Here is a 19,226-nt window from a genome sequence, read left to right as displayed (position 1 = left end):
AACAGGAAGCAGGGCAAGATAAGGAAGAGAGAGGAAGAGAGAGGAAGAGAGAGGAAGAGAGAGGAAGTAAGGAAGGAAGGAGGTTAGAAAGGAAGGGGGGAGGAAGGAGAGATGGAGAGAAGAAAGCACCAATCACTGTTGTCTATACAGCATCTGCTCCCTTGGAAACTGTTGTCTGTTTCAGCACTGACGCTCACTCCAGAAGGCATGGTGGTGGGCCGCACTGCCGATATCCCGGGCCTTTTCCAGCGCCCGTTGGGCCATGCGATGGGTTTCCTGTGGAGACTCCAGCAACCGGACGAGGCAGCGCTGCCAATCCGCGGGATCATCATCGACCAGCAGTCCATCCTCCCCGTCGCACACGATATTGCTGTAGGGGGCACGCCTGCTGAAGAGACCCACACCACCCATGGCGGCAATCTCCAGAAACTTGATATGGGACTTGGCAGTGTTGAACGTTGTCGGCCACAAGGGAGCCAGCCCCAGATGCAACCGCGATCCTTTCAAGTGCCTCAGATAGGTATGCCAGGCCATGGGGGCGAGCGCGCCCACACGATCATGCTGACGCAAGGATTGCGGAGTGTAGCGCCCCATTGCCACTTCCAGCATCAGTCCAGAGTGGGCCTCGAGAACGCTGATCAGTGCCGAGCTGATTTGCTCCAGATCCCGCCGGTGGGCCCGCGTACCGTGGTAACCCAATCGCCATCCCGTCGATGTTGCCTCGGGGGTGGCCATCTCCGGGGAAAAAAGCAGCGCAGGTGCCAGCGTCACCACCCGGGAGTGGCGCGGCCTGATTCGTGCCGCCAGCTCCTCGTTTGGTACGACGACTTCGTCGGCCAGGGCCAGCAGCCTGGGCATAATCCGGCGCGACACCCACCCCATACGCTCACGATAGTCCATCGGTAAGCCAGGATCCCTGGCGGCAGCATCAAGATCATCATCCAGCAGGTAATGCACGCTGGCGACCTGAGCTCGTCGCGTCTCGAGCAGATCGATCCAGGCTTCGGACAGGCTTCGACAAACGATGATCTGTGCCCCGGCCAAGGTGCGATCCAGCCAGGGCCAGCACAGCAGAGGAGACGCCCACCGACGGGTATCAAGGCGAGTCACTGTCGCACCTGCATAGCGAAGCCAGGGCGCAGCCGTCGCCATGAAGTAGATGTCCTCGGTGGGCAGAGCCCCATCACTCAGCAACAGCCAGCGAGAACCGCAAATGCCAGAACCCCTGGCCATGATGATCGCCTCTCAACGCAGAGAAAAATCCTCGTGAACCAGCGTCAGATTGGGGTTGTAGGCCGGGTCCCGATCAAGCTGCTCACCCCAGGTGTGGCGCATGTAGAGTACCTCTCCGATGGCCCTGGCTCGCTTGCTGGCATTGTCATCGGCACCACGCGACTCGGATTCGTGGTGATAGAGTTCGGCGTCGGGCGTCCATACATTTCGATAACCCGCCTCCCGAACCTTCAGGCACAGGTCCACATCATTGAAAGCGATCGGCAAATCTCGCGCGTTGAGGCCGCCCACCTGCCGATAGAGCGCCTTGCGTATCAACAGGCATGCACCGGTCACCGCAGAGTAATTCTGCGCTAGCGCCAGGCGAGAAAAATACCCGTTGGCATGGCGGCTGAAGTACTTGTGAGCGTGGCCCGCAACGCCCCCGATACCCAACACGACACCGGCGTGCTGGATGGTATCGTTGGGATAATAGAGCTTGGCGCCGACACAACCGATATCCGGCCGTACGACGTGCCGCACCATTTCCTCGAGCCACTCTTCGTTGATGGGTTCAATATCGTTATTGACAAGCCCGAGCACATCCCCACGTGCGTGATACGCTCCAAAATTATTGATGCCGGAATAGTTGAAGCGATGGTTCCAGGCCAGAATCCTGACTCGGGAGTCTCCCTTGCCGATCTCGGCCAGATAAGCCAATGTCTCCTCGCATCGCGTACCGTTGTCCAGGATCAGCACCTCAAGCCTGGAATAGCGGGTACGGGACAGGATTGCATCGACGCATGGTGCCAACAGATCGACACGATCACGCGTAGGGATCATCAGACTGACCAGCGGGAGCGGATCCGGCAGTGGCCAGCGGACACGATAGGTATTGGGCAGGCGCCCAAGCTCGACGGTGGCGCCGGGGCTGCTTCGTGCCAGATGGTCGGCGACCGCTCGCAGTCCTGCACGGGACGTATAATCCTTGGCGTTGCTGGTCATCGCCGTGGAGCCGGGACTGACACGCCAATGATAGAGAATCCTGGGAATATGGACGATGCGATCAGGCTCTGTGTGGGCACAGACTCTCAGGGCCAGATCGTGGTCCTGGCTCCCCTCCAGCCCCTTGCGGAAGCCTCCCAGTTGCCTTACCAGCGCGGTGTCGAAGACACTCAAGTGCGCCATGTAGTTCTGGGCGAGCAGCAGATCAGGATTGAAGCAGGGCTTGAAGTGAGGTTCGCAGCGCACACCACGCTGATCCACCTTGTCTTCATCGCTGTACACCAGAACCGGTCGTGGTGACCGGTTCAAGGCTTCAACCACATAGCTCAGGGCGCAGGGTGACAAGAGGTCATCATGGTCGAGCAAGGCAATATAGGCGCCAGAAGCCATTCCAAGGGCAGTGTTGCTGGCCTCACAGATGTGCCCGTTGCGTTCGTGGCGACGTCGCTGAACCCTAGGGTCACACGCCTCGAATCGCTCCAGCATATCGATGATCTCGGGGTCTCGGGAGGCATCATCGACGATGCACAGCTGCCAACGATCATATTCCTGGCACAGTACCGACTCGAGACATTCCTGAAGGTGTTCCGGTGCGGGGTCATGGACCGGCAACAGGATCGATACGACAGGTTTAAAGTCCATCCTGGGAGCGCCAACCTCGGCGATAACTCCTGCCTCGGCTGACTCGATGCCGTCATTGACAGCAGCACTTCGTCGTTGAAGCGCCAGGCGTCGACGACGTTCATCCTTGCCTCGCCATCCATCCAGCCCACCACGAATCTCGTCCAGCTCAGCTCTTCTATCCCTCGAACGCCACCCACCTTCGAGCGTCGAGACCCGTGAGTTCTTATCACCACCATTCGAACTATCATCCCACCCACGCTCACGTAGCCATTGCACATAGCTACGTCCCGAGCAGAATCGTTCGAACGTTTCCTCGTAGTCCGACAGGGCAAGGTTGCGCCAACAGGTGCCATCCTGGAGGGCGCGGTGGCGAAGCACTCCCAGCACTTCCTGCTTCGACACATCACGCCAGCGATGATGCATATTGACCAGACGCTGGCTCAGGCGATCATGCGCGAACCAGGGGGAGAGCCACACGACGCGAAAGTGGCGAATCGCAAAGTATCCCGGCGACTCCATCGGGTCGAATCTCAACCGGCGCAGTCGCCGCTTCACGTAGATCAACCGCTTGGTGATACGGCCACCCTTGAGCGGCAGGGTCAGAGACTCGCTTTCACTGAATCCTTCCCCCGTATCGAAGTAAAGCCTGACAGCAACGCTATGCTGGTCGTGGTCCAGGTCCAGCTCCACCATATGCCAGCCAGGCAACGGTAGGTGCCGACACAGCAGGAACTGGGGGTCTTCATCCAGCGACTCCCACTCCCAATCGACCTCGTCATACAGTTTGGCAACACCACGCAAAGGACTCCAATGGCGCTGGGGCTGCACGACGAGGCGGACACTCTCGAGTAGTCGCTGCGCCCATGCTCCCTCTTCGACCACCGAGCCTTCTACCCGCGGATTCCCTACCGGCGGGATACTCCCGGGTCTGTCGCCGCTGGAGGAAGACACCACCAGGCGCGGTACCTGCTCGTCTTCCTGACGGATGATCTCAGCGTACTCGGCAACAGCGAGCACACGCCAATGGCACCCATCGCGTCGCCCTCGACGTTTGAGCAACTTGACCACGTGATGCGGGTCCACTTCGCGCCACCGAGGATGCCATCTGACCAGCTGTTGGCTCAGGAGGTCACGGGCAAACCAGGGGGTCAGCCAGACAATGCGAAAGTGGCGAATCGCAAAGTGTCCTGGCGACTCCATGGGGTCAAACCGAAGTCGCTTGAGCCGGCCATCCACATGAATCAAACGTCTGGTGACACCACCGCTCCTGTGCTCCAGAGCCAGTGACTGGTCCTCGCTGAAACCATCTCCGGTATCGAAGTAAAGCCTGACAGCAACACTGTGCTGATCGTGCTCCAGATCCAGCTCCACCATATGCCAGCCAGGCAACGGTAGGTGCCGACACAGCAGGAACTGGGGGTCTTCATCAAGCGACTCCCACTCCCAATCCCCTCCACTCGCCTGCTGTCTCAGACCATGATGAGGCTGCCAGTATCGATGAGGCTGGACGACCAGATGGCACACATCGAGAAGACCTTTCATCCACGATCGTGTTCCGCCACCTCGGTTGACGCCTTCCATATCCGCCGCTCAGTTGCTGGCCGCAGCGACTCGACGCGGCCCAGGCGGGAACCATTGCCCGGTCTCGGCAACACGGCACTGGACCCTGTCTCCCGCAGACAGATTCATCTTCAGCTGGAAGCCGACATAGCCGCCACGGGGAAGCTTCAATCGAGCCATGGACGGACGGAGCTGGGTGGCCGGCACCGTGTCGCGATGTTCATCGTTGATCCAGACTTCGACGTCCACCGGAGTATCAGCGCCGACTTCCCACCAGGCCCACCCCCCTACCCGCTCGGTATCGAACTGCGTTAGTCGAGCGTGTGCAAAGGGGAGATTGTCGCGATAGAGCTGGATGCGCGATTCGAATAACTTGCGACAACGCTCGTAGAGCGCCTGATCAAGCGGGTTGAGTTTGCGGAACTCCTCTTCATCTTCTGGCGCGATATCATGCAATTCGCCTACCTGCGGCTTCCCCCGATTGTCCTCGCGCTGGGCGATATCGATGCCAAAGCGAGCATTGATCAACTCCAGACTCTCAGAGTAACGTTCGGTCAAGCCGACCATCCCGATCGCCTCGACATCGACCCCCTTGAAGATGCTCGACTGGCGATCAAGCATTAGGGGAATCTTCATGAAGTCGCGGAAGCTGCCCTTGTACTGATGAATCCGCTGAAAGTGCGAATACTCGGAAGCCGCCCGCTGCAACGGCTCACGAACAAAGGTCACCGCACGACCGACGCCGCACAGCGGGACATACTTGGCCGCGGTGACGTGTCCTGCCAGCATCATCGCCTGGTTGTCCAGGCTCCTGCGATACAGACGCCAAGGGTCGGGGGACTCGCCATACATGCACTCACGTGTCAGGGCGCTGGTCTGTGATGCATCCTGGCCGTAGTCATAGACGATCTTGTCGAAGCCGAAGGCACGCTCAGCACCGTGACGAAAACTGGTACCCGCAGTCTTGGGTATATGAACAAAAAACAAGGGTTTCATGGTGGAGTCTCCTGACAAAAGCGCCGCAGGACTGACTCCTGCGGCGCGGCGTGACAAAAGGAATAGGGGAAGACGACACGGGATCCGGTGGCGAAGCCAACTCCACACTCCAGAGGCGTCACGATGTGCCGACAACACGATCATTCCCCCCCACCAGCGCCGAATCATTGGCATGGAGAGAAACGGTCACCTGATCGCCTTCTTTCAAGGGCGCAGGATGCAGCCAGCGAAACCCGCAATAGCCATCCACGGATTTGCCGGAACGTCGTAGATCGGGTCGATAAAAGCCCACCTCTGTACGCCCTGCGTGCACACCATTGATGAAGATATTCACCGCCAGATCATCGGCCTTGCCGCTACGATCCGTCACCCAACCACAGACTGCGTTGGCGTCAAAATGATCGATGGCTCCCACCAAGGAGCGATCAAGCGCAGTGTGCTTTGTCAGCCGCTGTTTCAGCGCCGACATCTCCCGAGCCAGACGGGCAAGCTTGCCGGCCTGGAACTCATGAGAGACGTCGTTGATGTCATAGCGTCCGAAATAGGCCTCGCCCTTGTCGAAGTTGGCGCCACGCGTAGCACTCCCCCTCAATCGCTTGCGCGAGAACTCCTCTCGCGACTTCACCGCATAATGATGAACACGAAGCGGTCCCTGGTGGATCGACCGCGTGCGCCCACCACGTGGGTCCGACTCACCGCTGCTGTCCGGCGAGCCCACGAAGTCCTCGATCACGTCTCCTGCGGCATCGACGTATTTCCAGGCCGATACCAAGGTTGAGGAATGACAATAGGGCGCCTTGACATGGTCGACGCGTACCAGGCTCTTGATATGACAATCTGCGCTGGCGCCTGGTGCAGCGCCACAACGGGTGAAACGTTGCAGTACCGGCTCAGACCCCGCTTCCTCAAGCCCTGCGGAGCCGAAGCATTTCCAGTTCACGCTGACGCTGCCTACATCTCCCGACGCCACCAACCGCGACAACTCGCGACATTCCTCACCGTGGCGCTGGCTTTCGTGCACCAGGAACTCATCGGCATCGAGAAACATGACATACTCATGCTTTCCCAGCGCCTGCCCAAGAATTCGTCGATAGGCCTGCTGCTGCGACCTGCGCTCAAGCACCGGCTGGTACAGCAGGCTGACCACTCCCAGATCCGCCAGCGCTTCAAGTAGAGAGCGGGTGCCATCGTCGGAACCATTGTCGGCCAGAATGACGTGCCCAAATCCGGCAAGCCGATGCCAAGCTACCCACTCGACAAGGTAATCCACCTCATTGCGGACGATACCGGCAACACAGAACTTCGCCATCTCTAGCCCACCCTGACCGGAGAGTTGCCAAGATCGACCACGTCGTTCACCACCCTGGCCCTGACACTGGCGTCCTCCCTCAAGTTTTCACCGGCAGGAAGGGTGAAGGTGAAGCCACATGGCTCGTTAGCGGGAGCGCCGCCGCCGGGGTTTGGTTCGTTCGCCACCACCACGCCCACCGACCTGTCATCAACAAATATTTCTACGTCAGCATGCTGTTTCTTGTGTACGTAGCGCGCCCAACCGCTGACACGTCGTCCATCAAATGAAAGAAGCTTTCCCTGTGACTTGGTGATCCGGGTTGCCTCTATATAGTCTTCTGGTTCAGGATCAATAAAGGCTAGTGCCATCTGGTGCTCCTCTTGCGAGGGAGAAATACCGCAAAAGGACTCGAGAGTGGAAAGAAAGGCCTCGGGGTAAGCACTGGCCTTCTCATAGGAAACAAGCATGGCACGAGGAGACTTCTGTCTCACGAAACGGAGTGTCTTTCGATATTGAGACAGCGCTCTGTCCATGCCCTCGGTAATTTCGGCCAACATGGAAATCGAATTCCGCTGCGCTATTGAAAGAATATCCTTGTAGATAAACACATACCTGGCATTCGGCAATAGAGCGTCGACTTCATCCAGATGGTCAATGATGGAAGGTCGCTTCCAACCCCAACGGTCGTACCTGGCCTGGTACTCCTTCACAATCACGGCTGCCTGAGCCATGTCCTGCTGTTCGAAGGCCTCGGAAAGTCGGACGTCTTCATATACAGGATGTGAGGCACGGTCTCCCATGAAGACACCAAGCTTGGCCAGCACTCCTGCGACCATGGAGGTTCCGCCCCGAGCGGTTCCAATGACGATGATAGGAGATGGAGTCTTGTCATTCTGGTCTCCTATGACCACGACTCCCTTGTTGATCAAGGCATCATTCTTGGGCATGTCCCCTCCTGGGATACGTAGTTACTCCGAATACGACAACGCATCAAGAAAGCCATCAACGGCCTCCGATGGAGAAGTCCTCTCGACTTCTTGTGAGGCAAGGGCTATAGCTTGGGTCGTGTTCGATAATTTTGCCCCATGCCTTCTGCATGTAATCTATCTCGGCATTGAATCTGGACACTTTCTCTGGATTATCTTCTGCTCCACGACTGATGGATTCGTGGTGATACAATTCAGCGTAGGGCGTCCAGATATTACGATAACCGGCATTGAGCACCTTGAGGCAGAAGTCGACGTCGTTGAAAGCGACCTTGAGGTCCTGCTCGTTTAGTCCCTGGACTTCGTCATAGACGGACTTCCTCACGAGCAGACAAGCAGCCGTCACAGCAGATACAGACTGGACCACCTTCAAACGGTTGAAATAACCACCGGACTCTCGAGGAAAGTGCTTGTGAGAATGACCTGCAACTCCGCCAAGGCCCACGATGACGCCAGCGTGCTGGATGGTGTCATTCCCATAGTATAATTTGGCGCCCACACAGCCAACGTCTTCACGACAAACATGGGACACCATCTCCACAAGCCAGTCTTCATTGATCACTTCAACGTCATTATTAACCAGACCAATAATGCTTCCCTTCGCGTGCTCGGCGCCAAAATTATTGATAGCTGAGTAGTTGAAAGGGTGGTCGTATCGAAGAACGCTGACCCTGGAATCTTCAGCCTGAATCTGCTCAAAAAATTCATGTGTCTCAGGCTCGACACTGCCATTATCAAGGAGAATGATTTCGTAATTGGTATAACTTGACTTCTCCAGGATGCTGCGCACCGCCAACTCCGTGACATCCTTCTTGTCTCTCGTAGGAATCAACATGCTCACCAACGGTGCTGGCTCGGGAATAGGCCAACGCACACGATAGGTATTTCCCACAATACCCTGCTCTACAATCGCACGCCCATCTGCTATTCCTTCAATATGGTCTTTCAGCGCCTTTACACCAGCAGAGGTCGTGTAATCCTTGCCCTCTTCAGCCAGTGCTGTCGAACCCTCGATAGCGCGCCAGTGATAGAGAATTCTGGGAACGTGGGAAATTGAACCAGCGGTCAAATGTGGTATGCAACGCAGCACCAGATCATAGTCTTGCGATCCCTCTACCCCGACACGAAAACCACCAATTTTCTCGATCAACGAGCGTCGATATACGCCCAGATGAGAAACATAATTTTGCGAATAGAGGAGATCAATGTTCCAGTCCGGCTTGAAGTGAGGCTCGCAGCGCATTCCCTGAACATCGATCTTGTCTTCATCACTGTAGATCAACTGGGCATCGGGATTCTTTTCCAGCTCTTTCGCAATAAAGTACAACGCATCTCTGGCCAATTCATCATCGTGATCGAGCAATGCCAGATAGTCACCAGTGGCCATCGACAGGGCGTCATTAGTTGTCTTGGAGATATGCCCATTATCCGGCCGAAAATGTATCTTTACGCGTTTATCCTTGCTGGCATAGTGCCTGAGGACTTTTTCGACATGTGGTGATGGAGAGGCATCATCCACAAGGCAAAGCTCCCAGTGGGGGTAAGACTGTGCGATAACCGAGTCGATACAAGCTTTCAAAAGCGTTTCATCGGTATTGTAAACCGGCACCAACACCGATATTACTACTGGATTCTCAAGACCCTCAAGGTAGCTTCGAATGGTTTCAGAGCTCGGCAGGCCATTGACCTCAACTTCATCTATCCATTTCTGGTAAGAGAGTTCGGCCTCGTTGACGATGAAGGTTTCAGCGTACTCTTCGAGGAGACGGGTTTCGCGTGCGGATTCGTCCTCCACATTTTCGTATTCGGTACCCTTTGTTGCCCCGTCGCCGTCATCTTTTTCTGGAGCAGACCGACCCACACCTGCAAGAACCTCGGCCTTTTTCAAGTCCGTGTACTCAGGAGTAGCCTCAACAAGACGGCCGGCGATCGTATTCCAGGCCTCTTCGGCATCGACATTGTCGATGCATAGTCGCTCCAGACGGAAGCTTCCTTCCCGCTCCCATGGGTCAAAACGTATGTTGACAATACTTCGATCGAGCTGAATCACCCTTGTCGCCAATTTCCCTGATTGGAAGGGTATGGGGTAGGCGTGAGTTTCACTGAATCCTTCACCGTGATCGATGTAGAGCTTGGCAACCTGATGCTGATACTCGCCACTCAGAACAAACTCGATACGACACCAGCCAGGCTCGATGACGCGACCACGGCGATGGCGAACGACGAAGGCAGGATCGGTACCATGGGATCGCCAATGGAACTCTCCTTCCAGACGGCGCTCGAGCTGCTGGGCAGCGGAAAGCGTAAATTCACAGCCTTCACAGCACTTCAGATACCCGTCCAGCCCCGACCAAGGGTGAGGAATCTGTGGCGTCTCGATCTTCTTCAGCACCGGATCCTCCAACCGGAACTCTCCAGGTCGAGTCATCGGATCTAGTCGCAACGCCTGTGTTCCCATCGGCAAGTAGATGACCAGGCTCTGGTGGCCGCTCTTTTCCACATGTCGTGTCCACACGACATCTGCCTGGAAACCGTCGCCATAATCAATATAGAGACACTGATCTACTGGCTGATTCGCCGAAAAGTCGTATTCGAGACTGAACCATCCACCTTGGCGAAGCACGGCGGGGTTGATCGGGGTGAGCAGAAATTGTGGATCACCACCGCGAGACACCCAGACCACCTTGTTGTTGCGGGTCATCAGTTCCAGTTCATGGATCGGCAGCAAGTCGAGGCGCGAGCACTTCTTTATGTACTTGTGATATAACCCACCCAGATCACGCAGTGGTTTGGTCGCTCGCCAACTGAAGGAAGTCTGCATTCGCCTCAGGCGTGCCGACAACGCCAGCGTAGCCAACTGTGGAGATTGCGAAGAGGGAGGGCCGCTTCTTGGTTCATGTTCTACCACGTCTACTTCCTCAGGCAATTACTAGTAGCCAGGAGCCTCCACAAACGACATCCCCCGAGCATCCTTATCGGAAACTCGGGGCTCCATATTGTCCAATGGCCAGTCGATCGACAGGATAGTATCTGCCCAATGCACCGACATTTCGTCTGAAGGTGCGTAATAGTCAGTACACTTGTATACAAACTCAGCGTCATCACTGGTGACATAGAAACCATGTGCAAAACCGGGTGGAACCCAGAGCATCTGCCGGTTGTCCTCGTTGAGGAAGACGCCTACCCACTTGCCATAGGTAGCGCTGGAAGTACGCATATCGACGGCCACGTCGAACACCTCTCCTCTGACCACTCTCACCAGCTTTCCCTGGGGATTCTTCAGCTGATAATGCAGCCCCCTGAGTATCGATCGACTTGACCTACTGTGGTTATCCTGAACAAACTTGTGTTCGCCACAAACCTCATCAAATGTTTCCTGACGAAACGTTTCCATAAAGAAACCTCTTTCGTCACCGAATACTTTCGGCGTAAACAGCACGACATCAGGAATAGCCAGCCTTTCAACTTTCATGTACGTCCCCTCCACCATCAGGTAGCCTTGTTACTGACCGACAGCCTTCGCGGCCAGAAGCTGTAGCAGGTATGCCCCGTACCCCGTCTTGGAAAGGCCATTTGCCTGGGAAAGCAGAAACTCGTCGCTGATCCAGCCTTGAGTCCAGGCAATCTCTTCCAGACAGGCAATTTTCAAGCCCTGGCGGTGCTCGACTGTCTGCACGTACTGCGCTGCCTCAAGCAAGCTGTCATGGGTGCCTGTGTCCAGCCAGGCGAATCCTCGTCCAAGCCGCTCCACATGGAGATCACCGCGGCGTAGATATTCATTGTTGATCGAGGTGATTTCCAACTCCCCCCGATCCGATGGCTTGACGTTCTTGGCGACGTCTACCACCGAGTTATCATAAAAATACAACCCCGTCACCGCATAGGATGACTTTGGTTTCTTGGGCTTTTCCTCGATAGATACTGCACGTCCTTTCTCATCAAACTCGACAACACCAAAGCGTTCCGGGTCTTTGACAAAGTAGCCGAATACCGTGGCACCTCGAGCCTGGTCGGACGCTCTCAGAAGTTGCTCGGAAAAGTGTTGGCCGTGGAAGATATTGTCGCCAAGAACGAGACAGACAGGAGAATCACCAATAAACTTCTCCCCGATAATAAAGGCCTGTGCCAGACCTTCGGGCCTGGGCTGTACCGCGTAGGACAAGGAAACACCAAATTGGTCACCGGTACCTAGCAACTGGCGGTAGACAGGTAGATCATCCGGTGTAGATATCACCAATATTTCTCTTATTCCCGCCAACATCAGTACCGAGAGCGGATAGTAGATCATTGGCTTGTCATAGACAGGGAGAAGCTGTTTTGAGACCCCATGGGTTATGGGGTGAAGTCTCGTACCGGAGCCTCCGGCAAGGATGATTCCTTTCCGATTCATGGCGGTAACCTCTAGTTTTCGGACAACGCCTTGCGGCGGCAGGCCTACCTTAGGTAGTCCTTCATGGTGAGAGACAACTGTCCCCTCCAGTCAGGGAGCGAGATGTCGAAGGCGTTCTCAAGACGAGAGACCGACAGCCGGGAGTTGGATGGACGCTTTGCTGGTGTGGGATAGTCCTTCGTCGCCAGGCGAGACAGCTGGTCGTCGCAGAGCATGAGAGGAAGTCCGTGCAGACGAGCGAGGCGAAAAATCTCTCGAGCAAAGTCATACCAGGAGACGAAGCCCCGGGGCGCCAGATGGTAGAGCCCGGTCAGTTCGGGACGAGAGCGGTAGACTTGCCACGCATGCAAGGTGACGTCAGCAATCAGGCGTGCGGGTGTCGGTGCCCCCACCTGGTCGTCGACGATTGCCAGGGACGACCGCTCCCGTCCCAGACGCAGCATGGTCTTCATGAAGTTGCCGCCTCTGGCGCTATAGACCCAACTGGTCCGGAAGATTTGTGCCGCGCATCTGCTCTCAAGCACCGCCTCGTCGCCTGCAAGCTTGGACTGGCCGTAGCAAGACAGGGGATCGGTTGGGCTATCTTCCGTCCAGGGCCGAATGCCATCACCCGGATAGACGTAGTCGCTGGAGTAGTGGGTCAACAGTGCACCGTGATCGGCACAATAGCGTGCGAGGCAGCCGGGCAGCTCCGCATTGAGTCGAAATGCTGTCGCCGTATCGGTCTCTGCCTGGTCCACCGCGGTGTAGGCAGCGGCATTGATCACCCATTGGGGACGATAGTGGTCCAGACAGCGTTTCACTGCATCAAGGTCAGTCAGATCCAAGATCCCGCGGTCTGGTGCATGAAGATCCAGATGAATGGCTAGCGCCTTGCGAAGCTCATGGCCCACCTGGCCCGAGGCTCCCAACAAGAGACCACTCATGACAATACCCCCAGGCGCTCGGCCCGGTAGCTACCGTCCTGCACCGCTTTCCACCATGACTCGTTGGCCAGATACCAGGCCACTGTCTTGCGAAGGCCTGACTCGAAGGTCTCTCGTGGTTCCCAGGCCAACGTGTGCTGAATGTAGGATGCATCGATGGCATAGCGACGGTCGTGGCCTGGCCTGTCGGTGACGTAGGTGATCAAATCACGATATTCACTCTTGTCCGGAGCCATTTCCGTCAACAGGTCACAGATGGTGTGTACCACTTCGAGGTTGGTTTTCTCGTTATGGCCACCAATGTTGTAGGTATCTCCAACCTTTCCCTCGCTGGCAACCAGCACAAGGGCGCGCGCATGGTCCTCGACATAGAGCCAGTCTCGTACCTGCCCACCATCACCGTAGACAGGAAGAGCCTCTCCATGCAGCGCATTGAGGATCATCAGAGGAATCAGTTTTTCAGGAAAGTGAAACGGACCATAGTTGTTTGAACAATTGGTCACCAGGCAAGGCAAGCCATAGGTGCGCGTCCACGCCCGTACCAGGTGATCCGACCCTGCCTTGCTGGCAGAGTAGGGCGAACTAGGCGCGTAGGGTGTCTGTTCGGTGAACAGGCTGCCATCGTTCTCGAGGTCTCCGTAGACTTCGTCGGTGGAGATGTGGTGGAACCGAAAGCCATCGGCCTTGTCGCTGTCCTGTTGCCTTATTCCTTCCCAGTACCCGCGTACCGCCTCGAGCAATACCAGAGTGCCCACCACATTGGTCTGGATAAAGGCGCGAGGCCCGTCGATGGAGCGATCAACGTGGCTTTCTGCGGCCAGATGCATCACTACATCGGGACGGTACTTTTCCAGGATTCTGGTCATTGCCGCGCCGTCACAGATGTCCGCTCTCTCGAAGACATAACGAGGGTCGGAGGCGACAGACGCTACCGATGCCAGATTGCCTGCATAGGTCAGCTTGTCCACATTGACGACGCGATGAGGGGTGTGGGTAATCAACTCCCTCACCACGGCCGAACCGATAAAACCGGCGCCACCGGTCACGAGAAACGTCTTGATCATGAAAGAACCCCGAGAGGACTGGAAATTCTGCCCGCCCCGCCAGGGGGGACGCTAGAAATGGCATACGGACGGGAAGGAGGAAAAGATGACAGGAAGCGAGAGCCTTGAGCTCTTCAACATGAAGGGCTTTATTGAGGCCGCCGTCTCGACGACAGCTGCCGGTAGTGCTATCAGGAAGAGCGTCAGGCCTTGTCCGAAGATCGACGAGCGCAAGCACTTTTCGGACAAACTCTAGTCTCGGTGGTCCTGGACGATCAGCCACAGCATGCTGGCAATGAAGGCAAGGAACAGAGTGACGATCACAAAGATGGTCAGGTTATAGAGACGCTCTGGGCGCGTGGCATACTCGGGTAGTAAAGGGCTCTGCAAGATACTGATCTGCTTAAGCTTGCGAGCCGCCTCGATGCGCGTGCCCTCCAACGCCCCGAGAGCGCTGGCATAGGTCTCCTGGGCAAAGCGAGCCCGCAGCTCAAGGCGCTGATACTCGGAGGACAGGCGGTTGAGAGAGTCCCCTGTGGCCTTTGCCAGTCGCTCACGTTCCTGATCGATCTGACGGCGCAACGCAGCGATCTCACTCTCGACTCTCACCATGTCCGATGAACGCTGGCTGGAAAAGCTGGCCAAGGCACTACGCCGGGCTTCCAGTCTTGCCAGTTCACCTTCAAGACTCGCCACAACCTGGTTGAGGCTGTCCACCGTCGAGGTAGGAGACACCAGGCCATGCTCGTTCTGATAGTCCAGCAGATCCGTGCGTGTCTGATCCAACCGATCGGACAGGCGCTCTACCTGAACCTCGAGGAATCGTACCTGATCCTGAGCCAGACGCTGTCCCATGGCATTCATGTGAGCTTCACCTTCCGCCAGCAACAGCGAGGTCAATTGCTGAGCAAACTCGGGAGAGAAGCCCTGGACCTCCAGCTTCAGCACCCCTGCATAGTCATCAAGCGTCACCTGTACACGGCTAAGGTAATACTCGTGAAGGTCCTCGATGGGAGCCTCGGCGTCCCACAGACGAGCAGGAAAGTCACCGTTCTCACTGTAGTGAGACCTCAGGTCGAGCCGTTCATCAGCCTTCTTGAGCATATCCACAGAAAGCAGATACTCCCGCAGAAGCAACATATCGCTGTCGACGCTGGCACCGGACAGCAGGCTCGAGAAGTCGAAGGTTGGGGCAGCGATCTGTGGGCTTTCCAGCACCACGACGGCCTCGGATACGTATCGATCCTCAGCCCAGACTAGCCAGTAGAAGGACATGGCCAATATCGACAGGCAGGCCAATGCCCAATGGGGCTGCCGAGCAATCCATCGCAACATTATCTTGGCTTCCTTGCTGGAGCGACGTCGCGGGGCATCCGGACGCCTCTGAATGCGAGCACCGACGGCAGGATCTAGGGCTTGTCTGAAAAGTGCCTGCGCTCGGTAATACGGCGTTAAAAATCGGATCAAAATGCTCATTTACACCCCGTAAACTGCGCTTTCTCACCGATTTTTGCCTTGTCTAACCTTCGCTCGTCGACTTTTCGGACAGCGCCTAGTGCTCAGGGAGCGACGCCTAGCCATCACCTGGTGGCTACCGGTCTTTCTTCTCGGAACCCTTCTCCGAATCCTTCCCAGAATCGTCCTTGCCACTGGCGGGTGTGGCCCGCTTTTTCGTCTGTACCGCGCGACGAACCTCATGCAAACGCTGCTTCGCCAGATGAAGGCGAGCGATGAGCTCCTGGCGGCCCCTTGGGTCGACCAGTTCGTCGGCGTTCTCACGCCCCATCTCCAGAGCATCGAGGCGCTTCTGGATACGCTCCAACTGCTGTCTTCGCTTGCCCAGCAATGCCTTGAGCGTATCCAGCGTCATCGTATCGATGCCCGGTGTCGGCGCAGGTGATTGATACCGGGGGGGTTGCGGCTCGCTATCGTGACGCGACCCAGTGCCGGGACCGATGGTGGCCTTGGCCTTGCTGTCACTGTCCTGATGGTAAGCGCGAATGGCGTCCTTGATATCGTCAAACCAGTACGCCTCACCGTGCTTCAGGTAGATACCTGCCTGGCATAGTTCGCGCAAAATCCCTTCGCTGTGGGAGACCATGACCAGGCTTGCGCGGTTGACCCTCTCCTTGAACGCACGGGTCGCCTTGGCCTTGAATACCCGGTCACCCACCGAGGTCGCCTCGTCAGACAGATAGACATCAAAATCAAACGCCAGCGACAGACCAAAATTGAGTCGCGCACGCATTCCGGAGGAGTAAGTACGAATCGGGTCGTCGAAGGCCGGACCAAGCTCTGCAAATTCCTGAACCTTGTCGATGATGGCTCCGACGTCACGACCACCACCATGGACACGGGCAACAAACTTGACGTTCTGACGGCCACTCAAGGCCCCCTGAAAACCTCCGGCCAGTCCCATCGGCCAGGAGACCCGAGCATCGCGCCGGATAGAGCCCCTTTCCGCCGTGTCCATGCCGGCAATCAATCGCAGCAGAGTCGACTTTCCCGCGCCATTTCTCCCCAACACTCCAACGCTCACGCCGTGAGGGATAGTCAGGTTGATATCCTTCAGCACCCAGTCCCTGACCTTGTGATGGTGATAGCGCTTGTAGAGGTGTTCTATCTGGATCATTGCGCCATCAGCCGATGTCGAAACCGAAGGTGCAGCATCAATCCTAGTGACAGCAGCGCCAGCGTCACCATCCAGTAATAGGCGGCACTAGTACCAGGGACCTGCCAATACCCTTCGAAGAAGCCGCCACGTAGCCGCTCCAGACCATGAACAACCGGGTTGAGCAACAGGTACTCACGCATCCAGTGGGGCATGTGATGAATCGGGAAGATGACACCAGAAAGGATCAACAATGGCATGATCATCATCCGCAGCACGATCGCCACCTCGGCGATGAGCGTGGCGAGCACGGAGACGATCAGCCCGAGCGCCAGGCCCAGCAGCCAGAGCGAGAGCCACCACGCCAGTGCCAACAGGGCGTCGTCAGGTGCCAGCGCCTCGACCTTGAGCAGCAAGCCGCCGAAGATGAACAAGAGAAACACCAGTGATCGCAGAAGCCCCTCCAGGGCGTTGCGCACCAACACCGGATCCACGGGCCTGACCTGCCGATAGGCGAACAACGCCTGGTTGGCCTTGACGGCTCCCAGCCCTCTCATCATCCCTTCGCGAACCAGGAAAAAGCCCATCAGTCCGACCACCATCCATGGGATGAAAGGTGCCCCGACGATAAGGGCGTCTCCTCGGATGAAGCTGCGGATGGCCACCATGATCAGTGTGAAGAACACAGGTTCGGCGACCATCCAGAACCAGCCCAGGCGATCCGACATGGTGCGTGCCACAGCCTCACGCAGAAACATGGCGTACCAGACGCTACGCGTCACCGCCCAGGGGTGGCGTTGCACGGAGTTGCCAATCATCGACATGCTGGCCCCCTCTAGAGATCGATCGCCACCTTGGTGGCCACCGCAATCTGATAAAGGATCTGGGTCAGGCTGGTTGCCAACTGAAGATTCTTGGTGGGAACAGCCGGCATTACCAGGATCTCGTCTCCAGCACGCAGGTCGACATCGTCGGCACTACGCACCGCGCCGTTCTGGCGAACCACCAGGATGTTGTCCTCATCGCCACGCTGGGTAAGACCACCAGCGGCATCAAGATAGTGGTCGAGACCTGAACCCGGCTGATAAACCACCGCCTGTGGCACGACCACCTCTCCGCTGATGAGCACCGAATCCATGGCCTCCGGCAATGTGATGACGTCACCGTCCTGCAACCGAATGTCGGCAACCCCTTGATCACTGGCGACCACCAGCCGACCGCTGGGTTCGAGCTGTCGCGCCCGCGCCACAAACATCTGAATCAGCTCGGCCTCGCGAATCCTGATTCTCGCCTCCTCATCGGTGGATGACGATGTTCCCAGATAGGTCGTCTCCAGACGGCGGAGACTATCCTCGAGCGCCTCTTTCTGCTGCCGTGCTACGCTTTCTCGGCGAATCGACACATTGTGGCTGGCCGACATGTCGGACAAGATGGCGACGGCGTCCAGCAACTCTCCGAGCCGGGCATCCCGCGGCAGGGCAAACCTCGACGGCCCCAGAAAACTCCCCTCCAGGGCAACCACGATGGTGCCTTCCTGATGATCTGCATTGAAGATCACCTCATCACCAGGCTGGACCTGTCGCGCGAGAAATTCGTCGAGCGTCAGGTAGGTGGCAACCGGGCCGGTTGCCCGCTCTCCACGCAGCAATACGTGAGACACGCCACTCTTCAGGCGGGCCAGGCTCACCAGATCGCTGCCACTCAACTGGCCAGACTGCAGTTCGTATCGGTAGGCGCGTTCCACATCACCGGTCACCGCAATGGAGGGGCCTCGTTCTCCCACCACGATAGTATCGCCATCACGCAACTGAGGCCGAGCGATACTGCCGTCCAGCAAAAAGTCGTAGAGATCGAAGCTGGCCAGGCGTTGCCCCTGACGCATCAAGCTGATGCTGCGATAGCTGCCAAGGGCGTTGTCGATCCCCCCGGCCTGATCGAGAAAGTACAGAATCGAATCCGAGGGGGTGCCCGCGTAACGACCAGGGCTGTGGACATAGCCGGTGACATAGATACCGACGGGCTGTACGCCCTGCAGGTTCGTGTACACCTGCACGTTCTCGGGATAGATGCTCTGGATCGCTTCTCGAACACGAGCGTCCAACTGGCCATGGCTCATTCCCTGCACGGCGAGGGGGCCGATCGACGGAAGAAAGATATTGCCCTGGGCATCCACGGGCACCACTCGATCGAACTCCACCGCCCCCCATGCTCTCAGGGTGACCTGATCGCCAGGTTTGATGCGATAGTCACGGTTGAGCCCGTCTGCCATGGTGCCTCGAAACCCACCGGTAAAGAGGTTTGCGCCAAAGGGAGGAAGCAGTTCCACATCGATCGGTGACGGTATCGAGGGCGGCCCATAGCGATCGTTGTTCCAGTTGGCGCGAGGCGAGTCATTGATCGTCCCCTCATCCGTCTGCTCCCGAGCCTGAGGCAAGATATCGTCCGGCAGGGCAATACCCTGCGCAGCGACCGAGTTCGCCATCGACCAGCTCAGCATCAGCAACAACACCGGCAACGACAGCCTTCTTGCCAGACGCAGCACCGCCCTGCCGAGCCGTTCGTCCATGATTGTCATCACCAGG

The 19,226-nt window shown here is 57.1% G+C and carries 15 protein-coding genes; 1 reads left to right on the top strand and 14 read right to left on the bottom strand.

Features of this window, described 5'->3' with window-relative positions; translation table 11 throughout:
* Positions 1-180: 180 nt before the first annotated feature.
* The 10 genes from C9F12_RS08770 to rfbB form a co-directional block, all read right to left on the bottom strand.
* On the bottom strand, positions 181-1,233 hold the full coding sequence (locus tag C9F12_RS08770; RefSeq protein ID WP_108448617.1) for a glycosyltransferase: 1,053 nt from the start codon (positions 1,231-1,233) through the stop codon (positions 181-183).
* A gap of 12 nt (positions 1,234-1,245) precedes the next feature.
* Positions 1,246-4,422 (bottom strand): glycosyltransferase, encoded by a 3,177-nt coding sequence (locus C9F12_RS08765; protein WP_205254652.1) that lies wholly within the window; start codon positions 4,420-4,422, stop codon positions 1,246-1,248.
* 9 nt (positions 4,423-4,431) lie between these two features.
* Complete coding sequence (locus C9F12_RS08760) at positions 4,432-5,397, bottom strand: sulfotransferase family 2 domain-containing protein (protein WP_162816422.1); 966 nt, start codon at positions 5,395-5,397, stop codon at positions 4,432-4,434.
* A 118-nt stretch (positions 5,398-5,515) separates the two neighbouring features.
* Positions 5,516-6,706, bottom strand: coding sequence for a glycosyltransferase family 2 protein (locus tag C9F12_RS08755; RefSeq protein WP_108448615.1), 1,191 nt, complete (start codon positions 6,704-6,706; stop codon positions 5,516-5,518).
* 2 nt (positions 6,707-6,708) lie between these two features.
* A complete protein-coding gene (locus tag C9F12_RS08750) occupies positions 6,709-7,635 on the bottom strand; it encodes a sulfotransferase (RefSeq protein ID WP_108448614.1) in 927 nt (308 codons plus the stop codon).
* Between the two features lie 55 nt (positions 7,636-7,690).
* Positions 7,691-10,582: a glycosyltransferase family 2 protein gene (locus C9F12_RS08745; RefSeq protein WP_205254651.1), complete on the bottom strand. Its 2,892-nt coding sequence runs from the start codon at positions 10,580-10,582 to the stop codon at positions 7,691-7,693.
* A gap of 21 nt (positions 10,583-10,603) precedes the next feature.
* Positions 10,604-11,146 (bottom strand): dTDP-4-dehydrorhamnose 3,5-epimerase, encoded by a 543-nt coding sequence (rfbC, locus tag C9F12_RS08740; protein ID WP_108448713.1) that lies wholly within the window; start codon positions 11,144-11,146, stop codon positions 10,604-10,606.
* A 30-nt stretch (positions 11,147-11,176) separates the two neighbouring features.
* On the bottom strand, positions 11,177-12,064 hold the full coding sequence (rfbA, locus tag C9F12_RS08735; protein WP_108448613.1) for a glucose-1-phosphate thymidylyltransferase RfbA: 888 nt from the start codon (positions 12,062-12,064) through the stop codon (positions 11,177-11,179).
* Positions 12,065-12,108: 44 nt separating this feature from the next.
* Complete coding sequence (gene rfbD / locus C9F12_RS08730; RefSeq protein WP_108448612.1) at positions 12,109-12,990, bottom strand: dTDP-4-dehydrorhamnose reductase; 882 nt, start codon at positions 12,988-12,990, stop codon at positions 12,109-12,111.
* Positions 12,987-14,054, bottom strand: coding sequence for a dTDP-glucose 4,6-dehydratase (gene rfbB / locus C9F12_RS08725; protein ID WP_108448611.1), 1,068 nt, complete (start codon positions 14,052-14,054; stop codon positions 12,987-12,989). Before rfbB ends, rfbD begins: the two co-directional genes overlap by 4 nt.
* 85 nt (positions 14,055-14,139) lie before the next feature.
* On the opposite strand from rfbB, the gene C9F12_RS22500 reads away from it, so the two are divergent.
* Positions 14,140-14,289: a hypothetical protein gene (locus tag C9F12_RS22500; protein WP_162816421.1), complete on the top strand. Its 150-nt coding sequence runs from the start codon at positions 14,140-14,142 to the stop codon at positions 14,287-14,289.
* On the opposite strand, the gene C9F12_RS08720 is transcribed toward C9F12_RS22500, so the two are convergent.
* The 4 genes from C9F12_RS08720 to C9F12_RS08700 form a co-directional block, all read right to left on the bottom strand.
* Positions 14,286-15,368, bottom strand: coding sequence for a chain-length determining protein (locus C9F12_RS08720; RefSeq protein WP_108448610.1), 1,083 nt, complete (start codon positions 15,366-15,368; stop codon positions 14,286-14,288). The genes C9F12_RS22500 and C9F12_RS08720 overlap by 4 nt on opposite strands.
* A gap of 256 nt (positions 15,369-15,624) precedes the next feature.
* A complete protein-coding gene (locus C9F12_RS08710; RefSeq protein ID WP_108448608.1) occupies positions 15,625-16,665 on the bottom strand; it encodes an ABC transporter ATP-binding protein in 1,041 nt (346 codons plus the stop codon).
* Positions 16,662-17,402, bottom strand: coding sequence for an ABC transporter permease (locus C9F12_RS08705; protein WP_345840304.1), 741 nt, complete (start codon positions 17,400-17,402; stop codon positions 16,662-16,664). The genes C9F12_RS08710 and C9F12_RS08705 overlap by 4 nt, the downstream gene beginning before the upstream one ends.
* Before the next feature lie 77 nt (positions 17,403-17,479).
* Positions 17,480-19,219: a polysaccharide biosynthesis/export family protein gene (locus C9F12_RS08700; RefSeq protein WP_108448606.1), complete on the bottom strand. Its 1,740-nt coding sequence runs from the start codon at positions 19,217-19,219 to the stop codon at positions 17,480-17,482.
* Between the last annotated feature and the right edge of the window lie 7 nt (positions 19,220-19,226).

Origin of the sequence: Halomonas sp. BN3-1 (assembly GCF_003056325.1) — a bacterium.
GTDB lineage: Bacteria > Pseudomonadota > Gammaproteobacteria > Pseudomonadales > Halomonadaceae > Halomonas > Halomonas litopenaei.
Note: the sequence above shows the minus strand (reverse complement) of the source record. Positions and strands in the feature narration are given on the sequence as shown.

Coding starts and splice junctions, on each gene's coding strand:
- C9F12_RS08750 (WP_108448614.1), bottom strand. CDS start 7,635: ATGCCCAAGAATGATGCCTTGATCAACAAGGGAGTCGTGGTCATAGGA.
- C9F12_RS08700 (WP_108448606.1), bottom strand. CDS start 19,219: ATGACAATCATGGACGAACGGCTCGGCAGGGCGGTGCTGCGTCTGGCA.
- rfbA (WP_108448613.1), bottom strand. CDS start 12,064: ATGAATCGGAAAGGAATCATCCTTGCCGGAGGCTCCGGTACGAGACTT.
- C9F12_RS08720 (WP_108448610.1), bottom strand. CDS start 15,368: ATGTTGCGATGGATTGCTCGGCAGCCCCATTGGGCATTGGCCTGCCTG.
- C9F12_RS22500 (WP_162816421.1), top strand. CDS start 14,140: ATGACAGGAAGCGAGAGCCTTGAGCTCTTCAACATGAAGGGCTTTATT.
- C9F12_RS08705 (WP_345840304.1), bottom strand. CDS start 17,402: ATGTTTCTGCGTGAGGCTGTGGCACGCACCATGTCGGATCGCCTGGGC.
- rfbB (WP_108448611.1), bottom strand. CDS start 14,054: ATGATCAAGACGTTTCTCGTGACCGGTGGCGCCGGTTTTATCGGTTCG.
- C9F12_RS08760 (WP_162816422.1), bottom strand. CDS start 5,397: ATGAAACCCTTGTTTTTTGTTCATATACCCAAGACTGCGGGTACCAGT.
- C9F12_RS08710 (WP_108448608.1), bottom strand. CDS start 16,665: ATGATCCAGATAGAACACCTCTACAAGCGCTATCACCATCACAAGGTC.
- C9F12_RS08765 (WP_205254652.1), bottom strand. CDS start 4,422: ATGGAAGGCGTCAACCGAGGTGGCGGAACACGATCGTGGATGAAAGGT.
- C9F12_RS08770 (WP_108448617.1), bottom strand. CDS start 1,233: ATGGCCAGGGGTTCTGGCATTTGCGGTTCTCGCTGGCTGTTGCTGAGT.
- rfbC (WP_108448713.1), bottom strand. CDS start 11,146: ATGAAAGTTGAAAGGCTGGCTATTCCTGATGTCGTGCTGTTTACGCCG.
- rfbD (WP_108448612.1), bottom strand. CDS start 12,990: ATGAGTGGTCTCTTGTTGGGAGCCTCGGGCCAGGTGGGCCATGAGCTT.
- C9F12_RS08755 (WP_108448615.1), bottom strand. CDS start 6,706: ATGGCGAAGTTCTGTGTTGCCGGTATCGTCCGCAATGAGGTGGATTAC.